Source organism: Paraburkholderia sp. PREW-6R (genome assembly GCF_039621805.1).
GTDB lineage: Bacteria > Pseudomonadota > Gammaproteobacteria > Burkholderiales > Burkholderiaceae > Paraburkholderia.
Map to the genome: position 1 here is coordinate 728,441 of NZ_CP155073.1, position 19,776 is coordinate 748,216.

General features: G+C 64.1%; 19 protein-coding genes. 4 read left to right on the plus strand and 15 right to left on the minus strand.

The window, feature by feature from the left end; all coding sequences use genetic code 11:
* Positions 1-22: 22 nt before the first annotated feature.
* Complete coding sequence (locus tag AAGS40_RS03180; protein ID WP_345813125.1) at positions 23-853, minus strand: glycosyltransferase; 831 nt, start codon at positions 851-853, stop codon at positions 23-25.
* Positions 850-2,112, minus strand: coding sequence for an oligosaccharide flippase family protein (locus AAGS40_RS03185; RefSeq protein ID WP_345813126.1), 1,263 nt, complete (start codon positions 2,110-2,112; stop codon positions 850-852). The genes AAGS40_RS03180 and AAGS40_RS03185 overlap by 4 nt, the downstream gene beginning before the upstream one ends.
* Positions 2,113-2,344: 232 nt before the next feature.
* Here AAGS40_RS03185 and AAGS40_RS03190 point away from each other — a divergent pair, with 232 nt between their 5' ends.
* The 4 genes from AAGS40_RS03190 to waaA all read left to right on the plus strand — a co-directional run bounded on the left by AAGS40_RS03190 (position 2,345) and on the right by waaA (position 7,217).
* Complete coding sequence (locus tag AAGS40_RS03190; RefSeq protein WP_345813127.1) at positions 2,345-3,739, plus strand: phosphomannomutase/phosphoglucomutase; 1,395 nt, start codon at positions 2,345-2,347, stop codon at positions 3,737-3,739.
* Positions 3,740-3,901: 162 nt separating this feature from the next.
* Positions 3,902-4,903 carry a lipopolysaccharide heptosyltransferase I gene (gene waaC, locus AAGS40_RS03195; protein ID WP_345813128.1) on the plus strand — a complete coding sequence of 334 codons (1,002 nt, stop codon included), beginning with the start codon at positions 3,902-3,904 and terminating at the stop codon, positions 4,901-4,903.
* Positions 4,904-4,948: 45 nt separating this feature from the next.
* Entirely contained in the window at positions 4,949-5,833 is an 885-nt protein-coding gene (locus AAGS40_RS03200) for a Kdo hydroxylase family protein (protein WP_345813129.1), read from the plus strand.
* A gap of 73 nt (positions 5,834-5,906) precedes the next feature.
* Positions 5,907-7,217: a lipid IV(A) 3-deoxy-D-manno-octulosonic acid transferase gene (waaA, locus tag AAGS40_RS03205; protein ID WP_345813130.1), complete on the plus strand. Its 1,311-nt coding sequence runs from the start codon at positions 5,907-5,909 to the stop codon at positions 7,215-7,217.
* Positions 7,218-7,258: 41 nt separating this feature from the next.
* Here waaA and ureG read toward each other — a convergent pair whose 3' ends face one another.
* The 13 genes from ureG to urtA all read right to left on the minus strand — a co-directional run bounded on the left by ureG (position 7,259) and on the right by urtA (position 19,736).
* Positions 7,259-7,912, minus strand: a complete 654-nt coding sequence (ureG, locus tag AAGS40_RS03210; RefSeq protein WP_345813131.1) for an urease accessory protein UreG — start codon at positions 7,910-7,912, stop codon at positions 7,259-7,261.
* A 15-nt stretch (positions 7,913-7,927) separates the two neighbouring features.
* Positions 7,928-8,608, minus strand: a complete 681-nt coding sequence (locus AAGS40_RS03215; RefSeq protein WP_345814233.1) for an urease accessory UreF family protein — start codon at positions 8,606-8,608, stop codon at positions 7,928-7,930.
* Positions 8,595-9,281 carry an urease accessory protein UreE gene (gene ureE / locus AAGS40_RS03220; protein WP_345813132.1) on the minus strand — a complete coding sequence of 229 codons (687 nt, stop codon included), beginning with the start codon at positions 9,279-9,281 and terminating at the stop codon, positions 8,595-8,597. Before ureE ends, AAGS40_RS03215 begins: the two co-directional genes overlap by 14 nt.
* A 3-nt stretch (positions 9,282-9,284) precedes the next feature.
* Entirely contained in the window at positions 9,285-10,991 is a 1,707-nt protein-coding gene (ureC, locus tag AAGS40_RS03225) for an urease subunit alpha (protein WP_345813133.1), read from the minus strand.
* A 55-nt stretch (positions 10,992-11,046) separates the two neighbouring features.
* Positions 11,047-11,352 (minus strand): urease subunit beta, encoded by a 306-nt coding sequence (locus AAGS40_RS03230; protein ID WP_345813134.1) that lies wholly within the window; start codon positions 11,350-11,352, stop codon positions 11,047-11,049.
* 19 nt (positions 11,353-11,371) lie between these two features.
* Positions 11,372-11,674, minus strand: coding sequence for an urease subunit gamma (gene ureA / locus AAGS40_RS03235; protein ID WP_059945063.1), 303 nt, complete (start codon positions 11,672-11,674; stop codon positions 11,372-11,374).
* Between the two features lie 174 nt (positions 11,675-11,848).
* A complete protein-coding gene (locus tag AAGS40_RS03240) occupies positions 11,849-12,652 on the minus strand; it encodes a transporter substrate-binding domain-containing protein (RefSeq protein ID WP_345813135.1) in 804 nt (267 codons plus the stop codon).
* Positions 12,653-12,842: 190 nt separating this feature from the next.
* Positions 12,843-13,736 (minus strand): urease accessory protein UreD, encoded by an 894-nt coding sequence (locus AAGS40_RS03245; RefSeq protein WP_345813136.1) that lies wholly within the window; start codon positions 13,734-13,736, stop codon positions 12,843-12,845.
* A gap of 133 nt (positions 13,737-13,869) precedes the next feature.
* On the minus strand, positions 13,870-14,562 hold the full coding sequence (gene urtE / locus AAGS40_RS03250; RefSeq protein WP_345813137.1) for an urea ABC transporter ATP-binding subunit UrtE: 693 nt from the start codon (positions 14,560-14,562) through the stop codon (positions 13,870-13,872).
* Positions 14,563-14,607: 45 nt separating this feature from the next.
* A complete protein-coding gene (urtD, locus tag AAGS40_RS03255) occupies positions 14,608-15,471 on the minus strand; it encodes an urea ABC transporter ATP-binding protein UrtD (protein ID WP_345813138.1) in 864 nt (287 codons plus the stop codon).
* Positions 15,468-16,652: an urea ABC transporter permease subunit UrtC gene (urtC, locus tag AAGS40_RS03260; RefSeq protein ID WP_345813139.1), complete on the minus strand. Its 1,185-nt coding sequence runs from the start codon at positions 16,650-16,652 to the stop codon at positions 15,468-15,470. Before urtC ends, urtD begins: the two co-directional genes overlap by 4 nt.
* Before the next feature lies 1 nt (position 16,653).
* Positions 16,654-18,279 carry an urea ABC transporter permease subunit UrtB gene (urtB, locus tag AAGS40_RS03265; protein ID WP_345813141.1) on the minus strand — a complete coding sequence of 542 codons (1,626 nt, stop codon included), beginning with the start codon at positions 18,277-18,279 and terminating at the stop codon, positions 16,654-16,656.
* A gap of 158 nt (positions 18,280-18,437) precedes the next feature.
* Positions 18,438-19,736 carry an urea ABC transporter substrate-binding protein gene (urtA, locus tag AAGS40_RS03270; protein WP_345813142.1) on the minus strand — a complete coding sequence of 433 codons (1,299 nt, stop codon included), beginning with the start codon at positions 19,734-19,736 and terminating at the stop codon, positions 18,438-18,440.
* Positions 19,737-19,776: the final 40 nt, after the last annotated feature.

The following is a 19,776-nucleotide window of genomic DNA, read 5'->3' on the forward strand; positions in this document are numbered from 1 at the left end:
TGCCGAATTCGCGCACAGTCGGTCAATGACCCGCGCGTGGCGCGAGCAGCACGCGCTTGACCCGCTGCAGCGTGCTGTATGGCATCACGAGGTGCAGCAGATTCTTCACGAGGCCGAGCCAGTCGTACGGATTGGCGATGTTGAAGTAACGCAGCTGCAAACGCAATGTCGAGCTCACCTGGCGGCGCCGCCTGGTTGCGCTGATGCCGCCTTCATTGAGTTCGTAATAGAGCCCGAGTTCGGGCAGATTCGCGCAATCGTAGCGCTCCATCAGGCGCGCGAACAGATCGAGGTCTTCCGCGGACGGATATTCGGCGCGATAGTTGCCTACCGCACGCACGGCGTCGATACGCAGCATCATCGAAGGATGCGCGAGGCAGGCACGGAAGAAACGCAACCGGCGCACCGCAGCCGGTTCGGCAGGTGGCCTCAGCATGAAGAGCGGCTTGCCTCCGCGCGTGACGACCTGCGTCCACATGCCGAGCCCCGCGACCTGCGGATGCGATTCCAGATAGGCGCGTTGCCGCGCGAGCCGCTGCGGCACGCTGCGATCCCCCGCGTCGATGCGCGCCGCGTAGCGAAAGCCGCGCTGCGCGAGGGCGTCGATGCCAGCCTGTAACGCGCGCTCTATCCCGCCGTTGCGCGGCAGGCGCAATATGTCGATTTCCATGTTCGCAATGGACGGCGCGACAATAGGCGGCGTGCTGCCGTCGTCCACGATCAATACGTGCACCAGCGCACTTTCATTGAACGAGGCGAGCGTAAGATCGACGTCGGCCTGGCCGTTGTACGCGGGCATGAGCACCGCGACGTCGTCGAGCGGAGTGTGCGCGGCGGCGGGTGAGTTCGTCATGGGCGCAACTTGAAGCGGATGTAATAGAGATTGACTGACACGGCCGCGACGTAGCCGGCGGCAAGTCCCACGAGCGCGCCGTTCGCACCGAGCCTCGGGATAGCGAGCAGATTGACGACGAATGCGACGGCTAGCGCGAGCAGCCATTTGAACAGCAACACGAATTTGGCCTGGTACTTCAGCACGATCAGATTGCCGATCGCCTCGATGCCGGCGGGCACGGAAAGCCAGACGGCCCAGCGGAAAATTTCGACGGCGCCTTCATAAGCCGGCCCGAAAACCCGGCGGATGATGAAGCCGGCCAGCAGATCGAGCACCAGTGCGCCGCTCACCATCAGTACGGCGGTCATGCCGGTGAGGCGCCACATGTTGCGGCGCAACTGCGCGGCGTCCTGCACGCGGTAGACGAACGCCGGCGCAATGGTCTGCGCGAGCATCAGTGCGAGCGTGATCCAGTTCTCGTTGAGCTGCTGTGCGGCCGAGTAGCGCCCGAGGTCGGCAAAGGAGATCGCGCGTTCGAGCATCAGCCGGTCGAGTTTCAGGAACAGATACATGCCGATCAGCCCGAGCCAGAACACCGTGCCCGCGCTGGCGAAATGTTTGAACAGCGAGCGGTCGAGTTGCCAGCCGAGTTTGCCGCCGTGCCGCCGTATGTAATAAGTGAGCAGCACCATGCCGATCAGCGCGGATTCGGCGGCCCACAGCCAGCCAAAGCGCGCGGGCGCGGCCGCGGCGCGTACCAGCAGATAGACGCAGCCGGCTTTGACGATCGCCGTGCTCATGCTGGTGAGCAACTGAGGCTTGCTGTAGGTCATGCTTTGCAGCCACGCATTGATCACGCCGACGAACGGCTCGCGAAACAGCATGGTCACCGCGAGACCGGCCAGCATGGCGCCGACCAGCGGATCGAGAAAATGCAGCGCAATGGCAAACCAGGTGAGCAGCAATGCGGCGGCCGACACCGAAATGCGCAGCGCAAAAGCGCTGCCGAGCACGGTGCCGAGCTGCGCGAGCGGCCGGTTGACGATGGTGGGCACGAGGATTTCCGCGCCGCACACCCAGGTGACTGGCGAGAGCACCAGCAGCAGCGTATTGGCGTACTGCCATTTGCCGAACGTGTCGGGGCCGAAGTACCGCGCGAGCACACCGCTGATGACGATGGCCACGCCGATTTGCGTGAGTCGTTCCAGCCCGAGCCAGACGATGTTGGTGAAGGCGCGCGTGACGTCGGGATTGGCGAAGCGCTTGAGCGTCAGCATCCGGTGACGGCCACGTGTGCGTTTGCCCGCCTGGCCGACTGTCGCGGCAACTTTACAAAAGGAGGGCGTCTAAGCATTAGAATGGTGTTTTAAGGCGGGTCCGAAAAACGCAATTATAAGTTGGAACCGGATCGCTTCCGGCAAGGGCGTTTCACGGGATTCGGCAGCGTGTTTTACCGATTCTCCAGTGGTGCGTCAGTCAAAATTTTCCATTGCACGCAAGTGAGCCAACATGATCTCCAAATCCATTTTCAAGGCGTATGACATTCGCGGTGTAATCGGCAAGACGCTCGACGCCGACGCCGCCCGTGCGATCGGCCGCGCGTTCGGCAGCGAAGTGCGGGCGCAGGGCGGCGACGCCGTCGTCGTCGCGCGAGATGGGCGCCTGTCGGGCCCCGAGCTCATCCAGGCATTGTCGGACGGTCTGCGTGCGGCCGGTGTCGACGTGGTCAACGTCGGCATGGTGCCGACGCCGGTCGGTTATTTCGCGGCGAGCGTGCCGTTAAAGCTCGACGGCGGCGAGCGCCGTATCGATTCGTGCATCGTCGTCACGGGTAGCCACAATCCGCCGGACTACAACGGCTTCAAGATGGTGCTGCGCGGCGCGGCCATTTATGGCGAGCAGATTCTCGCGCTGCATCAGCGTATCGTCGACGACAATTTCGCCGAGGGTAGCGGCACGTACACCGAGTACGACATTGCCGACGCGTACCTCGAACGCATTGCGAGCGACGTCAAGATCGCGCGCCCGATCAAGATCGTGGTGGATACCGGCAACGGCGTCGCGGGCGGCCTCGCGCCGAAACTGTTCAAAAAGCTCGGCTGCGAACTGGTCGAACTGTTCACCGAGATCGACGGCAACTTCCCGAACCATCACCCGGACCCGGCGCACCCCGAAAACCTGCAGGACGTGATTCGCGCGCTGAAGGAAACAGATGCCGAAATCGGCTTCGCGTTCGACGGCGACGGCGACCGCCTCGGTGTGGTCACCAAAGATGGCCAGATTATCTATCCGGACCGTCAGTTGATGCTGTTCGCCGAAGAAGTGCTGTCCCGCAACAAGGGCGCACAGATCATTTACGACGTGAAGTGCACGCGTAACCTCGCGAAGTGGGTGAAAGACAAGGGCGGCGAACCGCTGATGTGGAAAACCGGCCATTCGCTCGTCAAGGCGAAGCTGCGCGAAACCGGCGCGCCGCTGGCAGGTGAAATGAGCGGCCACGTGTTTTTCAAGGACCGCTGGTACGGTTTCGACGACGGCCTGTACACCGGCGCACGTCTGCTGGAAATCCTCACGCGCGTCGACAATCCGAGCGAGCTGCTGAACTCGCTGCCGAACTCGAACTCCACGCCGGAGCTGCAACTGAAGCTGGAAGAAGGTGAGAACTTCGAACTGATCGCGCGTCTGCAGCAGAACGCCAACTTTACCGGCGCGGACGACGTCGTGAAGATCGACGGCCTGCGTGTCGAGTATCCGGACGGGTTTGGCCTTGCGCGCTCGTCGAACACCACGCCGGTTGTCGTGATGCGTTTCGAAGCCGATAGCGACGAGGCGCTCAAACGCATTCAGGAAGACTTCCGCCGCGTGATTCTTGCGGAGAAGGCCGACGCAAAGCTGCCGTTCTGATCGTTTGAGCGGTGCCGGGGTTCGGATCGAATCGCGGCAGACGTAGAACGCGGCGCGGGTTTGACTGACCGCGCCGCGTTTTTTCATGCCTTTTGGCTATAGCGCGCTAGAATTGCCGTCCTTTCAACGCATCTTCGGGCCGGATAGCCGGTTTTCCCACTCTTGAGCGTGCAAAAGATACTGATCGTGAGGGTGTCGTCGTTGGGCGACGTCGTTCACAACATGCCGGTGATCGCCGATATCCGGCGCTGTCATCCTGACGCGCAGATCGACTGGCTGGTCGAAGAAAGCTTCGTGGGTCTGGTGCAACTCGTCACCGGTGTGCGGCGCGCGATTCCGGTTTCATTGCGGCGCTGGCGCAAGCGGCTTCTGTCTGCCGGCAACTGGCGCGAGATCGGCGCTTTCCGTCGCGCGCTTGCCGCTGAAAACTACGATCTTGTGATCGACTGTCAGGGACTCATCAAGACCGCCTGGCTCGCAAGCATGGCGCGCGGGCCGCTGGTCGGGCTCGCGAACCGCACCGACGGCGCCGGCTTCGAATGGCCGGTGCGTTTCTTTTATGACAAGCGCGTGCCGATCGAGCCGCGCACGCATGTGGTCGAGCGGACGCGGCAACTGGTGGCCGCGGCGTTGAACGATCCGCCGCCTCAACCTGCCGACGAAATCGACTTCGGTATCGACACGCGGCGCGCGGCGCTCGCCTTGTCCGAATCCGATCTGAATCTGCCGGTGCCCTATGTGGTGTTCGTGCATGCGACGTCGCGCGCCGACAAGCAGTGGCCCGACACGGCGTGGATCGAACTCGGCCAGTCACTGATCCGGCGCGGCGCGTCGATCGTGTTGCCCTGGGGCAGCGACGAAGAGCGCGCGACCAGCGAGCGGCTCGCAAAAGAATTCGGCGCGGCGGCGATCGTGCCGCCGAAGCTCTCGTTGCCCGCAGTGGTCGGTCTGATCGAGGGCGCTGCCGCGACGGTCGGCGTTGACACAGGTCTAGTCCACATTGCGGCGGCACTGAAGCGGCCCACGGTCGAGTTGTACAATTTCGCCACCGCATGGCGTACTGGCGGGTACTGGTCACCGAATGTCGTCAACCTGGGCACGGCCGGCAAACCGCCCACGCTGCAGGAAGTCAAATCCGCGCTGGCCGGCTTCGGGCTGCTGTAGCACGGTGCGCTTCGCCTTACGCTCCATCCGTTTTCAAGGGCGACCATGAACGAAACCCAGATCATCGAAGTAGCGAACGCCGACTGGCACGGGCGCAATCTGTCCGTGCCGCGCGAGACGCTGCTCGCCGGCGTCGAGCGCGGCAAGGTGCTGTATTTCCCGAACCTGCGTTTTGCCATTGAAGGCGGTGAGCCGGCGCTGCTCGATCCTGCGCTTGCCGATCCGAAGCGCAAGAACATCAGTCTCGAGCCGAATGGCGGCGCGTTGCATGGCGTGGTGGGCGACGCGGTCACGCAGTCGGCGGTGCGCGCGTTGATCGCGCGATATCAGGCCAATGCGCGTACGCTGGTCGACGGACTTTTTCCCGAATACAACGGACGGCTGCGCGTCGCACCGACGAGCTTGCGGCTGCACCGGGTGGAAACACGCCAGACGTCCTGGCGTAAAGACGATAGCCGCCTGCACGTCGATGCGTTTCCGTCGCGGCCGAACTATGGCGAGCGCATTCTGCGCGTGTTCGCCAACGTCAATCCGCACGGCGTGCCGCGCGTGTGGCGTGTGGGCGAGCCGTTCGAGGACATGGCCCGACGCTTTCTGCCGAACATCAAGGCGCAAGCACCGGGTTCCGCATGGCTGCTCAATCTGCTGCACGTCACCAAGTCAAAGCGCAGCGAATACGACCACCTGATGCTGAATCTGCACGACGGCATGAAGGCCGACCTCGACTACCAGAAGTCGAGCCCGCAGGAAACCATGCCGTTTCCGCCGGGCAGCGTGTGGGTGTGTTTCTCGGACCAGACCTCGCACGCGGTGATGTCCGGCCAGTTCATGCTGGAGCAGACCTTCTTCCTGCCGGTCAAGGCGATGGCGCAACCCGAATGCGCACCGCTTGGCATTCTCGAACGCCTGAAGGGTAGGGCGCTGGTTTGAGCGCCGCCCTCGCGAGGCAGGTCCGGCGCAGCACGTCGAAGTTCAATCGTTCGCTAAAGCAGGTGAGGCAACCATGCTGAGGGCGATCTACCGCGCGCTCTGGTGGATCATCGCGCCCGTCGCCGTGCTTCGGCTGCTGATCCGTTCGCGCAAGGAGCGCGGCTATCGCGAGCATGTGTGCGAACGCTTCGGCCGCTCGCGCGGACGGCTGCCCGAAGACAGCGCACCGCTGATCTGGGTGCATGCGGTGTCGGTGGGTGAGACGCGTGCGGCGCAACCGCTCGTCGAAGCGTTGATGAAGGCGCGGCCCGATGCGCGTATCTTGCTGACCCATATGACGCCGAGCGGCCGCGCCACCGGCGAGCAGATTTTCGGCGACCGTGTGCTGCGCAGCTATCTGCCGTACGACATGCCGGGCGCGGTGCGGCGTTTTCTGCGCGCGTGGCGGCCGTCGCTCGGCCTCGTGATGGAAACCGAAGTTTGGCCGACGCTGATCGACGAATGCCGTCGCGCGGATGTGCCGCTGGTGCTGACCAATGCGCGCATGTCCGCACGCTCGTACAGGCGCGCGGCAAAGTTCGGCGCCGCGACGAAAGACGTGTTCGGCGGCTTTGCGCGTGTGCTCGCGCAGAGTCCGTCGGATGCCGAGCGGCTGACGGCGCTCGGCGCACGGAACGTCGCCGTGCTCGGCAATCTCAAATTTGACATGAGCACGCCGCCCGAACTCGCAGCGCGCGGTCATGCATGGCGCGCGGCAATCGGCACGCGGCCGGTGTGGGTCGCGGCGAGCACGCGTGAAGGCGAAGAGGAACGGGTGCTGCAGGCGGTTGCGTCTCTGGGCGTCGAGAATGCATTGCTGATTCTGGTGCCGCGCCATCCGCAACGTTTCAACGAAGTGGCAGCGCTGGCCGAGAAGGCGGGGTTGCGCGTGGAGCGTCGTTCAGCGTGGGCGCCGGACGCGAAACTCGCGGCGGCGGCGGACGCGGCGGGCAATGTGCCCGCGCTGCCGGCAACAGTGAACGTGCTGCTCGGCGATTCGATGGGCGAGCTGGGCGCCTACTATGCGGCGTCGGATCTCGCGTTCATTGGCGGAAGTCTGTTGCCGCTCGGCGGCCAGAATCTGATCGAAGCATGTGCGGTTGGCGTGCCGGTGCTGATTGGGCCGCATGTGTTCAACTTCACGCAGGCTACCGCGGACGCGGTCGCGGCAGGTGCCGCGCTGCAGGTGCAGGACCCGGCCGATCTGGCGCGGGCATTGCGCGAACTGTTTGCCGACAAGGCGCGCCGGCTGGCAATGGGGGGCGCGGCCTCTGCATTCGCCGCACGGCATCGCGGCGCGACCGCGCGGACCGTGGATGTGTTGATGGCAGTGTTGCCGGAGTGAGCAAACGGGCGCGGTTCACACCGCCCGTTGCCCGTTCAGGCTCAAACCTTCAGCAAGCCTTTCTTCTCGATAAAGCTCACCACATCATCCAGGCCTTCGAGCGCTTTCAGGTTGCACATCACGAAGGGCCGCTCGCCGCGCATCTTTTTCGCGTCGGAGGCCATCACGTCCAGGTTTGCGCCGACCATCGGCGCGAGGTCCGTCTTGTTGATCACGAGCAGATCCGACTTCGTGATGCCCGGGCCGCCTTTGCGTGGAATCTTTTCGCCGCCTGCCACGTCGATCACGTAAATCGTCAGATCCGACAGTTCCGGGCTGAACGTCGCCGCCAGGTTGTCGCCGCCGGATTCGATGAACACGATGTCCGCGTCGGGAAAGCGCGTCAGCATGCGGTCCACGGCTTCGAGATTGATCGACGCGTCTTCGCGAATCGCCGTATGCGGGCAGCCGCCCGTTTCGACGCCCATGATCCGCTCGGCCGGCAATGCGCCCGCCACCGTCAGCAAGCGCTGATCTTCCTTTGTGTAGATGTCGTTGGTGATCGCGACGAGGTCGTAGCGGTCGCGCATCGCCTTGCACAGCATTTCGAGCAGCGTGGTCTTGCCCGAGCCAACCGGGCCGCCGACGCCGACGCGCAACGGCGGCAACTTCTTCGTGCGCACGGACGAGTGAGCGGGAGCGTGAGGTGCGTTCATGATGGTCAAAAAATGTTATGAGCGGAAGAGCCGCGAATATTGGGATTCGTGACGCGCCGACAGAATGCCGAGCTGCGGCGCAAACGTGCTGATAGCGTCCGGCGACGTGGCGAGCGCGCGGGTCACCGCGGCGCTGATCGGCTCGCGCAGCGCAACGATGATGCGCTGACCCGCGAGCTGGCCGAGCGGCACTGCCTTCAATGCGGCGGCTGCCTGGTTTTCGACCCAGCTGAATGCGTAGGCGGCAAGGGCGGCGTCAGGCGCGGCGTCGTGCGCATAGGCGGCGAAGGCGAACGCGGTGGGTTGCGCGAGCGGCGTCATCGAGGCGAGCGTCGCGCGGCGTTCGGCGTCGCCCCATTCGAGCGACACGCACAACTGGCGCAACGACCAGCCCATCTGTTCCGTTTCGCGCCGCAGTTCCGCCGACTCACGGCTCGCCAGAAACTCGCTGTTCGCTGCGCTCAAGGCGTGCGCGTCGTGAGCGCGCCAACGTTCGATCTGATGCGCGAGAAACGGCAGTTCGCCGCGCGCGAGCACGTCGGTCAACCCGCTCGCGATCCACTCGCGGGCGGACTCGGCGTCGGTAATCAACTGCGCTTCGATGGCCGCTTCGAGCCCCTGCGAGTAGCTGAAGGCGCCGATCGGCAGCGCGGGCGACGCGAGATGCAGCAGCACCGTGAGTTCAGCGATGCGCATGGTGCCTGTGATCGCCGTGGCCGCACGATTCGTCGTGCACGTGGCCGGCATGGTCATGGCTGTGCGCATGGTCGTGGTCGTGTCCGTGCGAAGCGTGCGCATGCGAATGACCATGTGTCCCGTGGTCGTGGTCATGGTCGTGCGAATGCTCATGCCCATGATGCTCACCGAACACCTGTTGCGCCAGCGCGTAATCTTCGGCGAAGGTCTCGTCGTGACCGTGCTTGTGGCCGCCGCCATACGCGCCCGATTCCGGCTGGAACGGCATGGACACCTGATCCACTGTCGCACCGATACGCTTGAGCATGTCGGCCAATACCGGATCGTATTCGAGCTTCAGAAAATCCACGCCCACTTCGACCGGCGTGTGGCGGTTGCCGAGGTGATAGGCGGCGCGCGTCAGCGTCAACGCGTCTTTCGCGCGCACGTACAGCACCGTTTCGGGCGCGGCCACCACGCGCACCAGAGCGCCGTCGTCGGCGACCAGCACGTCGCCGTCACGCAGCACGGTGCCGCGCGGCAAAACCAGCGCCACTTCCTCGCCGTTGTCGAGCGTGGCCGCGAGCCGGCTTTTGCGACGATCGTCGAACGTGAGCGTCAGGCTCGGCGCGCGCTTCACGAGCACGGGCGCGAGCTTCAGATGCGGTGCAACCAGTTTGTCGATAGTGCGCATGATCTAGAACAGGAAGTAGCGTTGCGCCATCGGCAGCACGGTGGCCGGGTCGCAGGTCAGCAGCCGGCCGTCGGCAATGACCTGATAGGTTTCCGGATCGACGCTGATCGCCGGGCGCCACGCATTGTGAATCATGTCGGCCTTCGTGATGTTGCGGCAGTTCTTCACCGCGACGATACGCTTGTTCAGCCCGTAACGCTCGGCGACGCCGGCCTCGGCCGCCATCTGCGAGACGAACGTGAGCGACGTGCGTCCGAGCGCGCCGCCGCGTGTCGCGAACATCTCGCGATAGTGGACGGGCTGCGGCGTCGGAATCGACGCGTTCGGGTCGCCCATCTGCGCCATCGCGATCATGCCGCCCTTGAGAATCAGCGACGGCTTAACGCCGAAAAACGCCGGCTCCCAGAACACCAGATCGGCCCACTTGCCGGGTTCGATCGAGCCGACTTCATGTGCGATTCCGTGCGTGATCGCCGGGTTGATCGTGTACTTGGCGACATAACGCTTCGCGCGGAAATTGTCGTGCCGCGCGTTGTCCTCGGGCAGCGCGCCGCGTTGCGCTTTCATTTTGTGCGCGGTCTGCCAGGTGCGAATGATCACTTCGCCGACGCGCCCCATGGCCTGCGAATCCGACGAGAGCATCGAAAGCGCGCCGAGGTCGTGCAGGATATCTTCGGCGGCAATCGTCTCGCGGCGAATGCGCGATTCGGCGAACGCAATGTCTTCCGCGATCGACGGGTCCAGATGGTGGCAGACCATCAGCATGTCGAGGTGCTCGTCGAGCGTATTGATGGTGTACGGGCGCGTCGGATTGGTCGACGACGGCAGCACGTTCGCCTCGCCGCACACCTTGATGATGTCGGGCGCGTGGCCGCCGCCCGCGCCTTCGGTGTGATACGTGTGAATCGTACGGCCCTTGAATGCGGCCACGGTCGCTTCCACGAAACCCGCTTCGTTCAGCGTGTCGGTGTGAATGGCGACCTGCGTGTCGGTGTCGTCGGCAACGCTGAGGCAGTTGTCGATCGCGGCGGGCGTCGTGCCCCAGTCTTCATGGAGCTTCAGGCCGATCGCTCCAGCCGCGATCTGTTCCAGCGCCGGTTGCGGCTGGCTCACGTTGCCCTTGCCGAGAAAGCCCAGATTCATCGGATAACCGTCGGCTGCCTGCAGCATGCGCTCGAGATGCCACGGCCCTGGCGTGCAGGTCGTGGCGTTCGTGCCGGTGGCCGGTCCGGTGCCGCCGCCGAGCATCGTCGTGACGCCGCTTGCGAGCGCTTCCTCGATCTGCTGCGGGCTGATGAAGTGAATGTGCGTGTCGATGCCGCCCGCCGTCACGATCAGGCCTTCGCCGGCGATCACTTCGGTGGACGCGCCGATGGCGATCGTCACGTTCGGCTGGATGTCCGGATTGCCCGCCTTGCCGATTGCGGCGATGCGGCCGTCCTTGATGCCGATGTCCGCTTTGACGATGCCCCAGTGATCGAGAATCAGCGCATTGGTCACGACCGTGTCGACCACGTCGGCGTGCACGCGCTGCGACTGGCCCATGCCGTCGCGAATCACTTTGCCGCCGCCGAATTTCACTTCTTCGCCATACGTCGTGAAGTCGCGCTCGACCTCGATCAGCAGGTCCGTGTCGGCAAGACGCACGCGGTCGCCGGTGGTGGGGCCGAACATTTCCGCGTATGCGCGGCGGCCAATACGTAATGTCATGGTGTGGGTCCGGAAATGAGCGGAACAGGCAGGCGTGGCGTGCGCGGTGCGCGCGTCACAGCTTGCCCATCACGCGCCCGTTGAAGCCGTAGACGACGCGCTCGCCCGCCAGTTCGACCAGTTCGACCGTGCGTTCCTGGCCTGGCTCGAAGCGCACGGCGGTGCCCGCCGCGATGTTCAGCCGGAAGCCGCGCGCGGCTTCGCGGTCGAACGAAAGCGCGTCGTTCACTTCATGAAAGTGGTAGTGCGAGCCGATCTGCACCGGCCGGTCGCCGGTATTCGATACGACCACGGTGACGGTGGCGCGGCCCGCGTTGAGCTCGTGTTCGCCGTCGTCGGTGAGGATTTCGCCGGGGATCATGGGCCTTCCTCGCGTTTGATCAGGGAATCGGGTGATGAACGGTGACGAGCTTGGTGCCGTCGGGGAATGTCGCTTCGACCTGAATGTCGGGAATCATCTCCGGCACGCCTTCCATTACGTCGTTGCGCGTGAGCAGCGTGGTGCCGTAATGCATCACCTCGGCGACGGTCTTGCCGTCGCGGGCGGCTTCCATCAGCGCGGCGGTGATGAAGGCGACCGCTTCCGGGTAGTTCAGCTTGAGACCGCGCGCGCGGCGCCGTTCGGCGAGCAGGGCGGCGGTGAAGATCAGCAGCTTGTCCTTCTCGCGGGGAGTTAGCTTCATCGAGTCAGCTTGATCGGATGGGTTGGGGGTGCGCCGGACCCGGCCGGGTCCGGCAGCGACAATGATAGGCGCTGCGTGTCGTGGACGCGATCATAGGCTTCGCACAGGATGAGTCCAGGACGGATGCAATGCCGGATAAGCCAGCCACGGTATCAAGTCCGGCTAACGACGCGCTTACAGATCCGCGGGCAGCGGCGCGCCGAACCACTTCCTGGACATCGCATTGAGGGTGCCGTCCTGCCGGGCTTGCGCGATGGCGGCGTTCACCTTCTGCTGCAGGCGGGGCTCGTTCTTGTTCATGCCGACGAAGCATGGCGAGTTCTTGATCACGAACTTCGGTTCCGGACGACGCGGCGGATTTTTCGCGAGGATCGCGGCCGCGACGATGTTGCCGGCGGCGATCAGCTGAACCTGGCCGGACAGAAACGCGGCGATCGTCGCATTGTTGTCTTCGAAGCGTTTGATGGTGGCATTCGGCGCCATCTGCGAAAGCTGGATTTCTTCCAGCGCGCCGCGAGTGGCGCCCACGGTCTTGCCGGTGAGATCGGCGGGGCCGCTGACCTTGATGTCGGCGGGACCGAACACGCCCTGGTAGTAAGGCGCGTAAGCGTTGGAGAAATCGATCACCTTGTCGCGTTCCGGCGTTTTACCGAGCGACGAGATGACGAGATCGACCTTGCCGGTTTGCAGATACGGAATGCGGTTCGCGCTGTTGACCGGCACGAGTTCGAGCTTCACGTTCATTGCCTTGGCGAGTAGCGCGGCGGTGTCGATGTCGTAGCCTTGCGGCTTCATGTCCGCGCCGACCGAGCCGAACGGCGGATAGTCTTCCGGCACGGCGACTTTCAGCACGCCAGCCTTGGTGATGTTGTCGAGCGTATCCGCATGGGCGACCGGCGCGGTGGCCGCCAGAACGGTCGACAGAAGGAGCGTGGCAAGCCAGGCGCGACGCGCGGGGCGGTGGATTGGTCGAGTCATGTTATAGGAGGATGGGTGGTCGCGAGCAATGAATGCCGTCGTGCGCGGCAGCATGGTGCTGCCATTAATGCAGGATATGTGCCACGCCAATAAACAGTGGGCATAGCGAGGCATCAGGAGTGATATGCACCGACTCGAGGCAGGTCGATGCACCATGCTTGAGCGTAATCTGGCTTGCAAGGGCGAAAGCTTAGGTGCTCCAAATTCTGAGCGGGACTGCTTCGACGCCATGCACGCCTGTCCTGATGTCAACCCAGCACTGGGTGAAAGCCCGCTGCAAAATTTCGACAGACCTGGAGACCCCACGCACGATCACCACGCCTGCAGTGACACACGAAGCCGCAACACGAACCGACTCATCAAACGGAAGCCGGGCAGTCAGACTCTCGGCCAGCGCGTCATTACACGCATCGCCGATGGCCCAGAGCGTTCCGTAAGCGGGAAACCCGCCAAGCCCCTGCGCGGCGTCACGCAATGAATCTCCTGCGACGAGACTGGCGCGCTCGACCCACAGCAATCGACCGCGAGCATCCACCACTCGCGAAACCGAGCGCAAGCAGCCCGCCGACCACCGCTCACCCGCCGCCTGCCGCCCAAGCTGAGTCACATCCCAGCCGATAGCCGTCGCCCCGTCACCCAGCGTCAACGAGAAATCCAGCTTCGCATTCGCCTGATCGAAAACGATATTGTTCTGCGGCAACCAGTCGAGCTTCGCGCGATCGCCGACGCGTACGCCGATCTGCTGTCGCGCCTCGCGTCCGTTGGACTTGTACCATTTGGTCGCCCCGGGCGTCGTGATCACGGCATGCGCTCCTGCCCCGACATCGACATCAATGCAAAGCTCGTCGCCGCCCGCAATTCCGCCCGGCGGATGCACGATCACCGCATGACACACGCGTTGTCCTTCGGGATAAAGCGGGCGCTGGACACGCAGCGGCCCGTCATGCAGCCGATGTTTGAGCGTCGTCCGCTCATCCTCTTTGACAAAGCCGAGTTCGAGCCGCGCCCGCCATTGCGAATGCGCGGAAGACGCGCCCGCCGTTTGGGCGTGGGCCAGCGTAGCGTGATTTTCGTGAAGCGACATGCGAGTGGAATGTGACCGGGCAGAGGAACGAGAAACAAGGCATGAGGAAGCGCGCAGGGCAACGCGCAGAAACGGTTCAACCGTGTTGCCACAGCAGACGTGCCGAGAATAGCACGCGGCCCGCTCAGGTCCGCTACACCGCAATCAATGCGCGTACCCCGTCCGCATCCATATTCGCGCCTTCGCCGCCGGCAACGATTTCGCCGCGGCTCATCACCCAATACCGGTCGGCAATGTCTTTGGCGAAGTCGTAATACTGCTCCACGAGCAGCACCGTCATCCCCATGTCCTCGACCAGCTGACGCAGCGTGCGGCCGATGTCTTGAATGATCGACGGCTGAATCCCTTCCGTGGGTTCATCGAGAATCAGCAATTGCGGCTCGCTCATCAGCGCGCGGCCAATCGCGAGCTGTTGCTGCTGACCGCCCGACAGATCGCCGCCGCGGCGGCTGCGCATGTCCTTCAGAACCGGAAACAGCTCGTAAATACGGTCGGGAATCTGTTTGGGCGCCTTCCTGCTCGCGGCGCCCACCAGCAGGTTTTCTTCGACGGTGAGTCGCGGAAAGATATCGCGCCCTTGCGGCACGTACGCGAGTCCTTTTTCCACCCGCGAGTAGGTCGGCAGTTTCGTGATCGGCGCACCGCGCCACGCGATCGACCCACTCTTTGTCTGTACCACGCCCATCAGGCAGCGCAGCAGCGTCGTCTTGCCGACGCCGTTGCGCCCGAGCAGCACCGTCAGCTTGCCGTCGGGCACGGTCAGCTTCACGTTGCGAAGAATGTGGCTGCCGCCGTAATACTGGTTCAGGTTTTCTACTTCGAGCATGTCCGTTCGACCTTTTATTTGAGCGTCCCTTTCGTGCCACGCGCTTTACCGTCCCAGGTAAGACTCGATGACGGTCTCGTCCCGCTTCACTTCGTCGAGCGTGCCGTGCGCCAGTACGCGACCTTCGGCCATCACCGTCACCTTGCCGGCGTCGCCCGCCAGCGCGGCGACGAATTCCATGTCGTGCTCGACCACCATCATCGAGCAGGTGCCGCGCAGGTGATTGAGCAGCTCGGCCAGTTGCATGGTTTCGTCATCGGTCATGCCGGCGGCGGGTTCGTCGAGCAGCAGCAGTGCAGGCTGCTGCATCAGCAGCATGCCGATCTCCAGACGCTGTTTCTGTCCGTGCGACAGTTCGCCGGCCAGTCGTCGCGCTTCGCTTTCCAGTCCGATCAGCGCGAGCGTTTCCTCGATCCGCGCCTGCGCCTCGCGATCGAGCCGCGCGCGCAGCGAAGCCAGCCAACCCTTGTCCGCCTTCATCGCGAGTTCGAGGTTCTCCCACACGGGGTGCTGCTCGAACACGGTCGGCTTCTGGAACTTGCGGCCGATGCCCGCCCGCGCGATGGACGGCTCGTTCATTCGCGTGAGGTCGATCGACTGTCCGAGAAACACCTTGCCGGAATCCGGCTCGGTCTTGCCGGTGATGACGTCCATCATCGTCGTCTTGCCCGCGCCGTTCGGCCCGATGATGCAGCGCAACTCGCCGGCGTCGATGGTCAGCGTCAACGCGTTCAGTGCACGAAAGCCGTCGAAGCTGACCGTCACGTCTTCGAGATAGAGGATCGTGCCGTGCGACACGTCGATCTCGCCGGGCACGACTGCGCGGCCCATGCCGGCCACGCCGCTCAGCGACGTTTCAGCGGGCTCTTCGGGTAAGGCCAGATCAGGAACCATCGGGTTTTCGTTCATGAGCGGTTCCTCTTGCGCGTCACGAGCTCGACCAGTCCCATGATGCCGTTCGGCAGCAGCAGCGGAACCAGTACGAAAATCAGACCAAGGAAGAACAGCCAGTATTCAGGGAAATTCGCCGTAAAGAAGCTCTTTGCGCCGTTCACCGCGAACGCGCCGACGATCGGTCCGATCAGCGTGCCGCGGCCGCCGACGGCAACCCAGATCGCCATTTCGATCGAATTGCCCGGCGACATCTCGCCCGGATTGATGATGCCGACCTGCGGCACGTACAGCGCGCCGGCAATCCCGCACAGCACCGCGGATACGGTCCACACGAACAGCTTGTAAGCGAGTGGGCTGTAGCCGAGGAACATGAGCCGCGTTTCGCCGTCGCGCACCGCGGTGACCACGCGGCCGAGTTTCGACGTGACGATCGCGCGCGCCGCGATGAACGAGAGGATCAGCACCGCGAACGTGATCAGCAGCAACCCGGTGCGGGTGCCCGGATGCGTAATCGGAAAGCCGGCAATACGCTTGAAGTCCGTGAAACCGTTATTGCCGCCGAAGCCCGTTTCGTTCCGGTAGAACAGCAGCATCGCGGCAAACGTCATGGCCTGCGTGATGATCGACAGATAGACGCCTTTCACGCGCGAGCGGAATGTGAAAAAGCCGAACACCCAGGCGACCACCGCCGGCACGAGCACGACGAGCAGCAACGCGTAGCCGAGGTGCTGCGTGCCTTGCCAGTACCACGGCAACTGATGCCAGTCGAGAAACACCATGAAGTCGGGCAGATCGCTGCCGTATTTGCCGTCGTGGCCGATCGCGCGCATCAGATACATGCCGATCGCGTAACCGCCGAGCGCGAAGAAGAGCGCGTGGCCGAGACTCAGGATGCCGCAATAGCCCCACACGAGATCGAGCGCGAGCGCGGCGATCGCGTAACACATGAACTTGCCGGTCACCGTCATCGCATAGGCGGACAGATGCAGCGAGCTCGTCTCGGGCACCACCAGCGTGGCGAACGGCACGCCAAGCCCGAACACGATGATCAGCGCGATCAGCGCAAGCCATGCGCGGCGCGACAGCAGCGCCGGGCGCGGCGGCAGGCCGAGCGCGAAGCCGGATTGCGCTTCGCGGCCGGCAGCGGCGCCGCTGCCGCCGGCTCCGACGTGAGCCGATGAAGTTGCAGTGGTCATCTCATGCCTCCGCGCTACGGCCCTTGAGGGCGAACATGCCCTGCGGACGCTTCTGGATGAAGAGGACGATCAGCACGAGCACCGCGATCTTCGCCAGCACCGCGCCCCAGAACGGCTCGATCGCCTTGCTGACGAGCCCGAGACCGAAGCCGCCGATCACCGTGCCGGCCAGCTGGCCGACGCCGCCCAGCACCACGGCCATGAACGAATCGATGATGTAGCTCTGCCCGAGGTCCGGTCCCACGTTGCCGATTTGCGAGAGCGCGCAGCCGCCGAGGCCCGCAATACCGGCGCCGAATGCGAATGCATACGAATCGACCCGCGCCGTTTTCACGCCGACGCAGGCGGCCATCCGGCGGTTTTGCGTGACGGCGCGCACGAAGAGGCCGAGGCGCGTTTTCGTCAGCACCGCCCACGCAATGCCGACGACGATCAGCGAAAACGCCAGAATTGCGAGCCGGTTATACGGCAGGATCAGATTGGGCAGCACGGTGACGCCGCCGCTCATCCACGACGGGTTGATCACCTGCACGTTCTGCGCGCCGAACAGCATGCGGGTGGCCTGAATCAGGATCAGGCTGACGCCGAACGTGGTCAGCAGCGTTTCGAGCGGACGTCCATACAAATGCTTGAGCACCAGGCGTTCGAGCACGATGCCGACAATGCCGGCCGCGGCGAACGAAGCCGGCACGGCGAGCAGCGGATACCAGTCGAATGCGCCCGGCGCGAAGCGCTGAAACAGGTTCTGCACCACATACGTAGCGTACGCGCCGATCATCAGGAATTCGCCGTGCGCCATGTTGATCACGCCGATCAGGCCGTACGTGATCGCGAGACCGAGCGCGGCGAGCAGCAGCACGCTGCCAAGCGACAGCCCCGCGAACAGCGTGCCGGCGATCTGGCTGCGCCGCTGGATTGCGTCGAGTTCGTCGATGCCCGCTTGTGCGGCGGCGCGCACGCGGTCGTCGGGTTCGTTGAAGGTGCCGTCCGGTTTCTTCGCGACGAGCGGACGCAGCAGTTCATTCATGTCGAGATCGTGGCGCGCGGCGACCAGTTGCACCGCTTCCAGCCGTTTGGCCGCGTCGGCGTCATGCAGCGCGGTCATCGCCCATAGCGTGTCCAGACGCTTCTTCAGCGCGGGATCGGTTTCCTTCGCGCGGGCGGCGTCGACGAGCGGTTTGATCGACGGATCGGGATTCTGCAGCAGCGCGGTCACCGCGGCGTCGCGAGTGGCGAGGTCGGGCGAATCGAGTTGCATCCCGGAGAGCGCGCCCGCCACTTTCGCGCGCAGCAGATTGTTCAGCGTGACCGGTTGCGCGTCGCCGGCGGCGACTGTCTTGCCGGTGACGGCGTCTTTCGCGGTGTCGCCGTCCTGCAGCAGCACGGCGCCGGAGTCGGTAGCGAGCGCGCTATCGTCGGAGAGCGCCTTGAGCACCGCGAGCGACGCCTTGTCGTGATTGGCGATCAGCTTGTCGATGGCGGCGGACTTGGCATCGAAGTCGTCGGCGGCGAGCGGCGCGACGTCGGCCTGGGTCAGCGCGAACGCGGTGAGCGGCGCGCCGGCGAGAAGCACGAACGCCACGCTGCCGATGCTGCGTCGTGCGAAGGAGAGGATTGAAGACGCCATGGTGGCCTTTGAAGAAAACTGGCTGGCGGCGCGGCCTGGCGGCAGGCGAATCGCCGTTGCCGCGCCGCTGGGTTACGGGACGCGGCTCGCGCGCCCGTGGCAGGAACGGGTTGGAGCGCGACGCCCCGCCAGCCGCCTGGGCGTTGCGCTCCGTTCGATCAGGCGACCCGTTGACGCTTCAGAAACGCCGGAATGGAGCTGACCACGTCCGGTTTGCCCGCATTGCCGGCGATATACGGGCTCCACGGCTGCGCGCGGATGGCGGTCTTGGTTCGCCACACCACGTTGAACTGGCCGTCGGCGCGTACTTCGCCGATCATCACCGGCTTGTGCAGATGGTGATTGCCGTCCATTTCCAGCGTGAAGCCCGACGGTGCGGCGAACGTCTGGCCGATCATCGCCACGCGCACCTTGTCGACGTCCGTGCTCTTCGCCTTTTCGGCCGCCTGCTTCCACATGTGAATCCCGACGAACGTCGCCTCCATCGGGTCGTTCGTCACACGCTTCGAACCGCCCGGCAGGTTGTTGTCCTTCACCCATGCGGCCCATTGCTTCTTGAACTTTTCGTTGGCCGGGTTGCGCAGCGACATGAAGTAGTTCCACGCCGCGAGATTGCCGACCAGCGGCTTCGTGTCGATGCCGCGCAGCTCTTCCTCGCCGACCGAAAACGCCACCACGGGCACGTCCGACGCCTTCAGCCCCTGGTTGCCCAGTTCCTTGTAGAACGGCACGTTGGAGTCGCCGTTCACCGTCGAGATCACCGCGGTCTTGCCGCCCTGCGAGAAGGTCTTGATGTTGGCGACGATGGTCTGATAGTCGCTATGGCCGAACGGCGTGTAGACCTCCTGAATGTCGGCCTCCTGGACGCCTTTCGACTTGAGGAACGCGCGCAGAATCTTGTTGGTCGTGCGGGGGTACACATAGTCGGTGCCCAACAGGAAAAAGCGCTTGGCGCCGCCGCCTTCCGCGCTCATCAGATATTCGGTTGCCGGAATCGCCTGCTGATTCGGCGCTGCGCCCGTGTAGAACACGTTGCGCGACATCTCTTCACCCTCGTACTGCACCGGATAGAACAGCAGGCCGTTCAGTTCCTCGAACACCGGCAGAACCGATTTGCGCGACACCGACGTCCAGCAGCCGAACACCACCGCGCACTTTTCCTGCGTGATCAACTGGCGGGCCTTCTCGGCAAAGAGCGGCCAGTTCGAAGCCGGGTCCACGACGACCGGCTGAAGCTGGCGGCCCAGCACGCCGCCGTTCTTGTTGATGTCCGAAATGGTCATCAACGCGGTGTCCTTCAGCGACGTTTCGGAGATCGCCATCGTGCCCGACAGCGAGTGCAGAATACCCACCTTGATTGGACCGCTGTCCGACTGCGCCTGCGCAAACGGAACCTGGCCGGCGAGTGCCAATGCGCCTGACATGGAGCCGAACTTCAACAGACTACGACGTTTCATGTGTATCCCCTTGCCATTGATGGTGAGTGTTTTATGGGCG

Coding starts and splice junctions, on each gene's coding strand:
- AAGS40_RS03215 (WP_345814233.1), bottom strand. CDS start 8,608: ATGCGCATCGCTGAACTCACGGTGCTGCTGCATCTCGCGTCGCCCGCG.
- AAGS40_RS03185 (WP_345813126.1), bottom strand. CDS start 2,112: ATGCTGACGCTCAAGCGCTTCGCCAATCCCGACGTCACGCGCGCCTTC.
- AAGS40_RS03245 (WP_345813136.1), bottom strand. CDS start 13,736: ATGTCGCTTCACGAAAATCACGCTACGCTGGCCCACGCCCAAACGGCG.
- urtE (WP_345813137.1), bottom strand. CDS start 14,562: ATGCTCGAAGTAGAAAACCTGAACCAGTATTACGGCGGCAGCCACATT.
- urtC (WP_345813139.1), bottom strand. CDS start 16,652: ATGACCACTGCAACTTCATCGGCTCACGTCGGAGCCGGCGGCAGCGGC.
- urtD (WP_345813138.1), bottom strand. CDS start 15,471: ATGAACGAAAACCCGATGGTTCCTGATCTGGCCTTACCCGAAGAGCCC.
- AAGS40_RS03200 (WP_345813129.1), top strand. CDS start 4,949: ATGAACGAAACCCAGATCATCGAAGTAGCGAACGCCGACTGGCACGGG.
- ureA (WP_059945063.1), bottom strand. CDS start 11,674: ATGAAGCTAACTCCCCGCGAGAAGGACAAGCTGCTGATCTTCACCGCC.
- ureE (WP_345813132.1), bottom strand. CDS start 9,281: ATGCGCACTATCGACAAACTGGTTGCACCGCATCTGAAGCTCGCGCCC.
- ureC (WP_345813133.1), bottom strand. CDS start 10,991: ATGACATTACGTATTGGCCGCCGCGCATACGCGGAAATGTTCGGCCCC.
- urtB (WP_345813141.1), bottom strand. CDS start 18,279: ATGGCGTCTTCAATCCTCTCCTTCGCACGACGCAGCATCGGCAGCGTG.
- waaA (WP_345813130.1), top strand. CDS start 5,907: ATGCTGAGGGCGATCTACCGCGCGCTCTGGTGGATCATCGCGCCCGTC.
- AAGS40_RS03180 (WP_345813125.1), bottom strand. CDS start 853: ATGACGAACTCACCCGCCGCCGCGCACACTCCGCTCGACGACGTCGCG.
- ureG (WP_345813131.1), bottom strand. CDS start 7,912: ATGAACGCACCTCACGCTCCCGCTCACTCGTCCGTGCGCACGAAGAAG.
- urtA (WP_345813142.1), bottom strand. CDS start 19,736: ATGAAACGTCGTAGTCTGTTGAAGTTCGGCTCCATGTCAGGCGCATTG.
- AAGS40_RS03230 (WP_345813134.1), bottom strand. CDS start 11,352: ATGATCCCCGGCGAAATCCTCACCGACGACGGCGAACACGAGCTCAAC.
- AAGS40_RS03190 (WP_345813127.1), top strand. CDS start 2,345: ATGATCTCCAAATCCATTTTCAAGGCGTATGACATTCGCGGTGTAATC.
- AAGS40_RS03240 (WP_345813135.1), bottom strand. CDS start 12,652: ATGACTCGACCAATCCACCGCCCCGCGCGTCGCGCCTGGCTTGCCACG.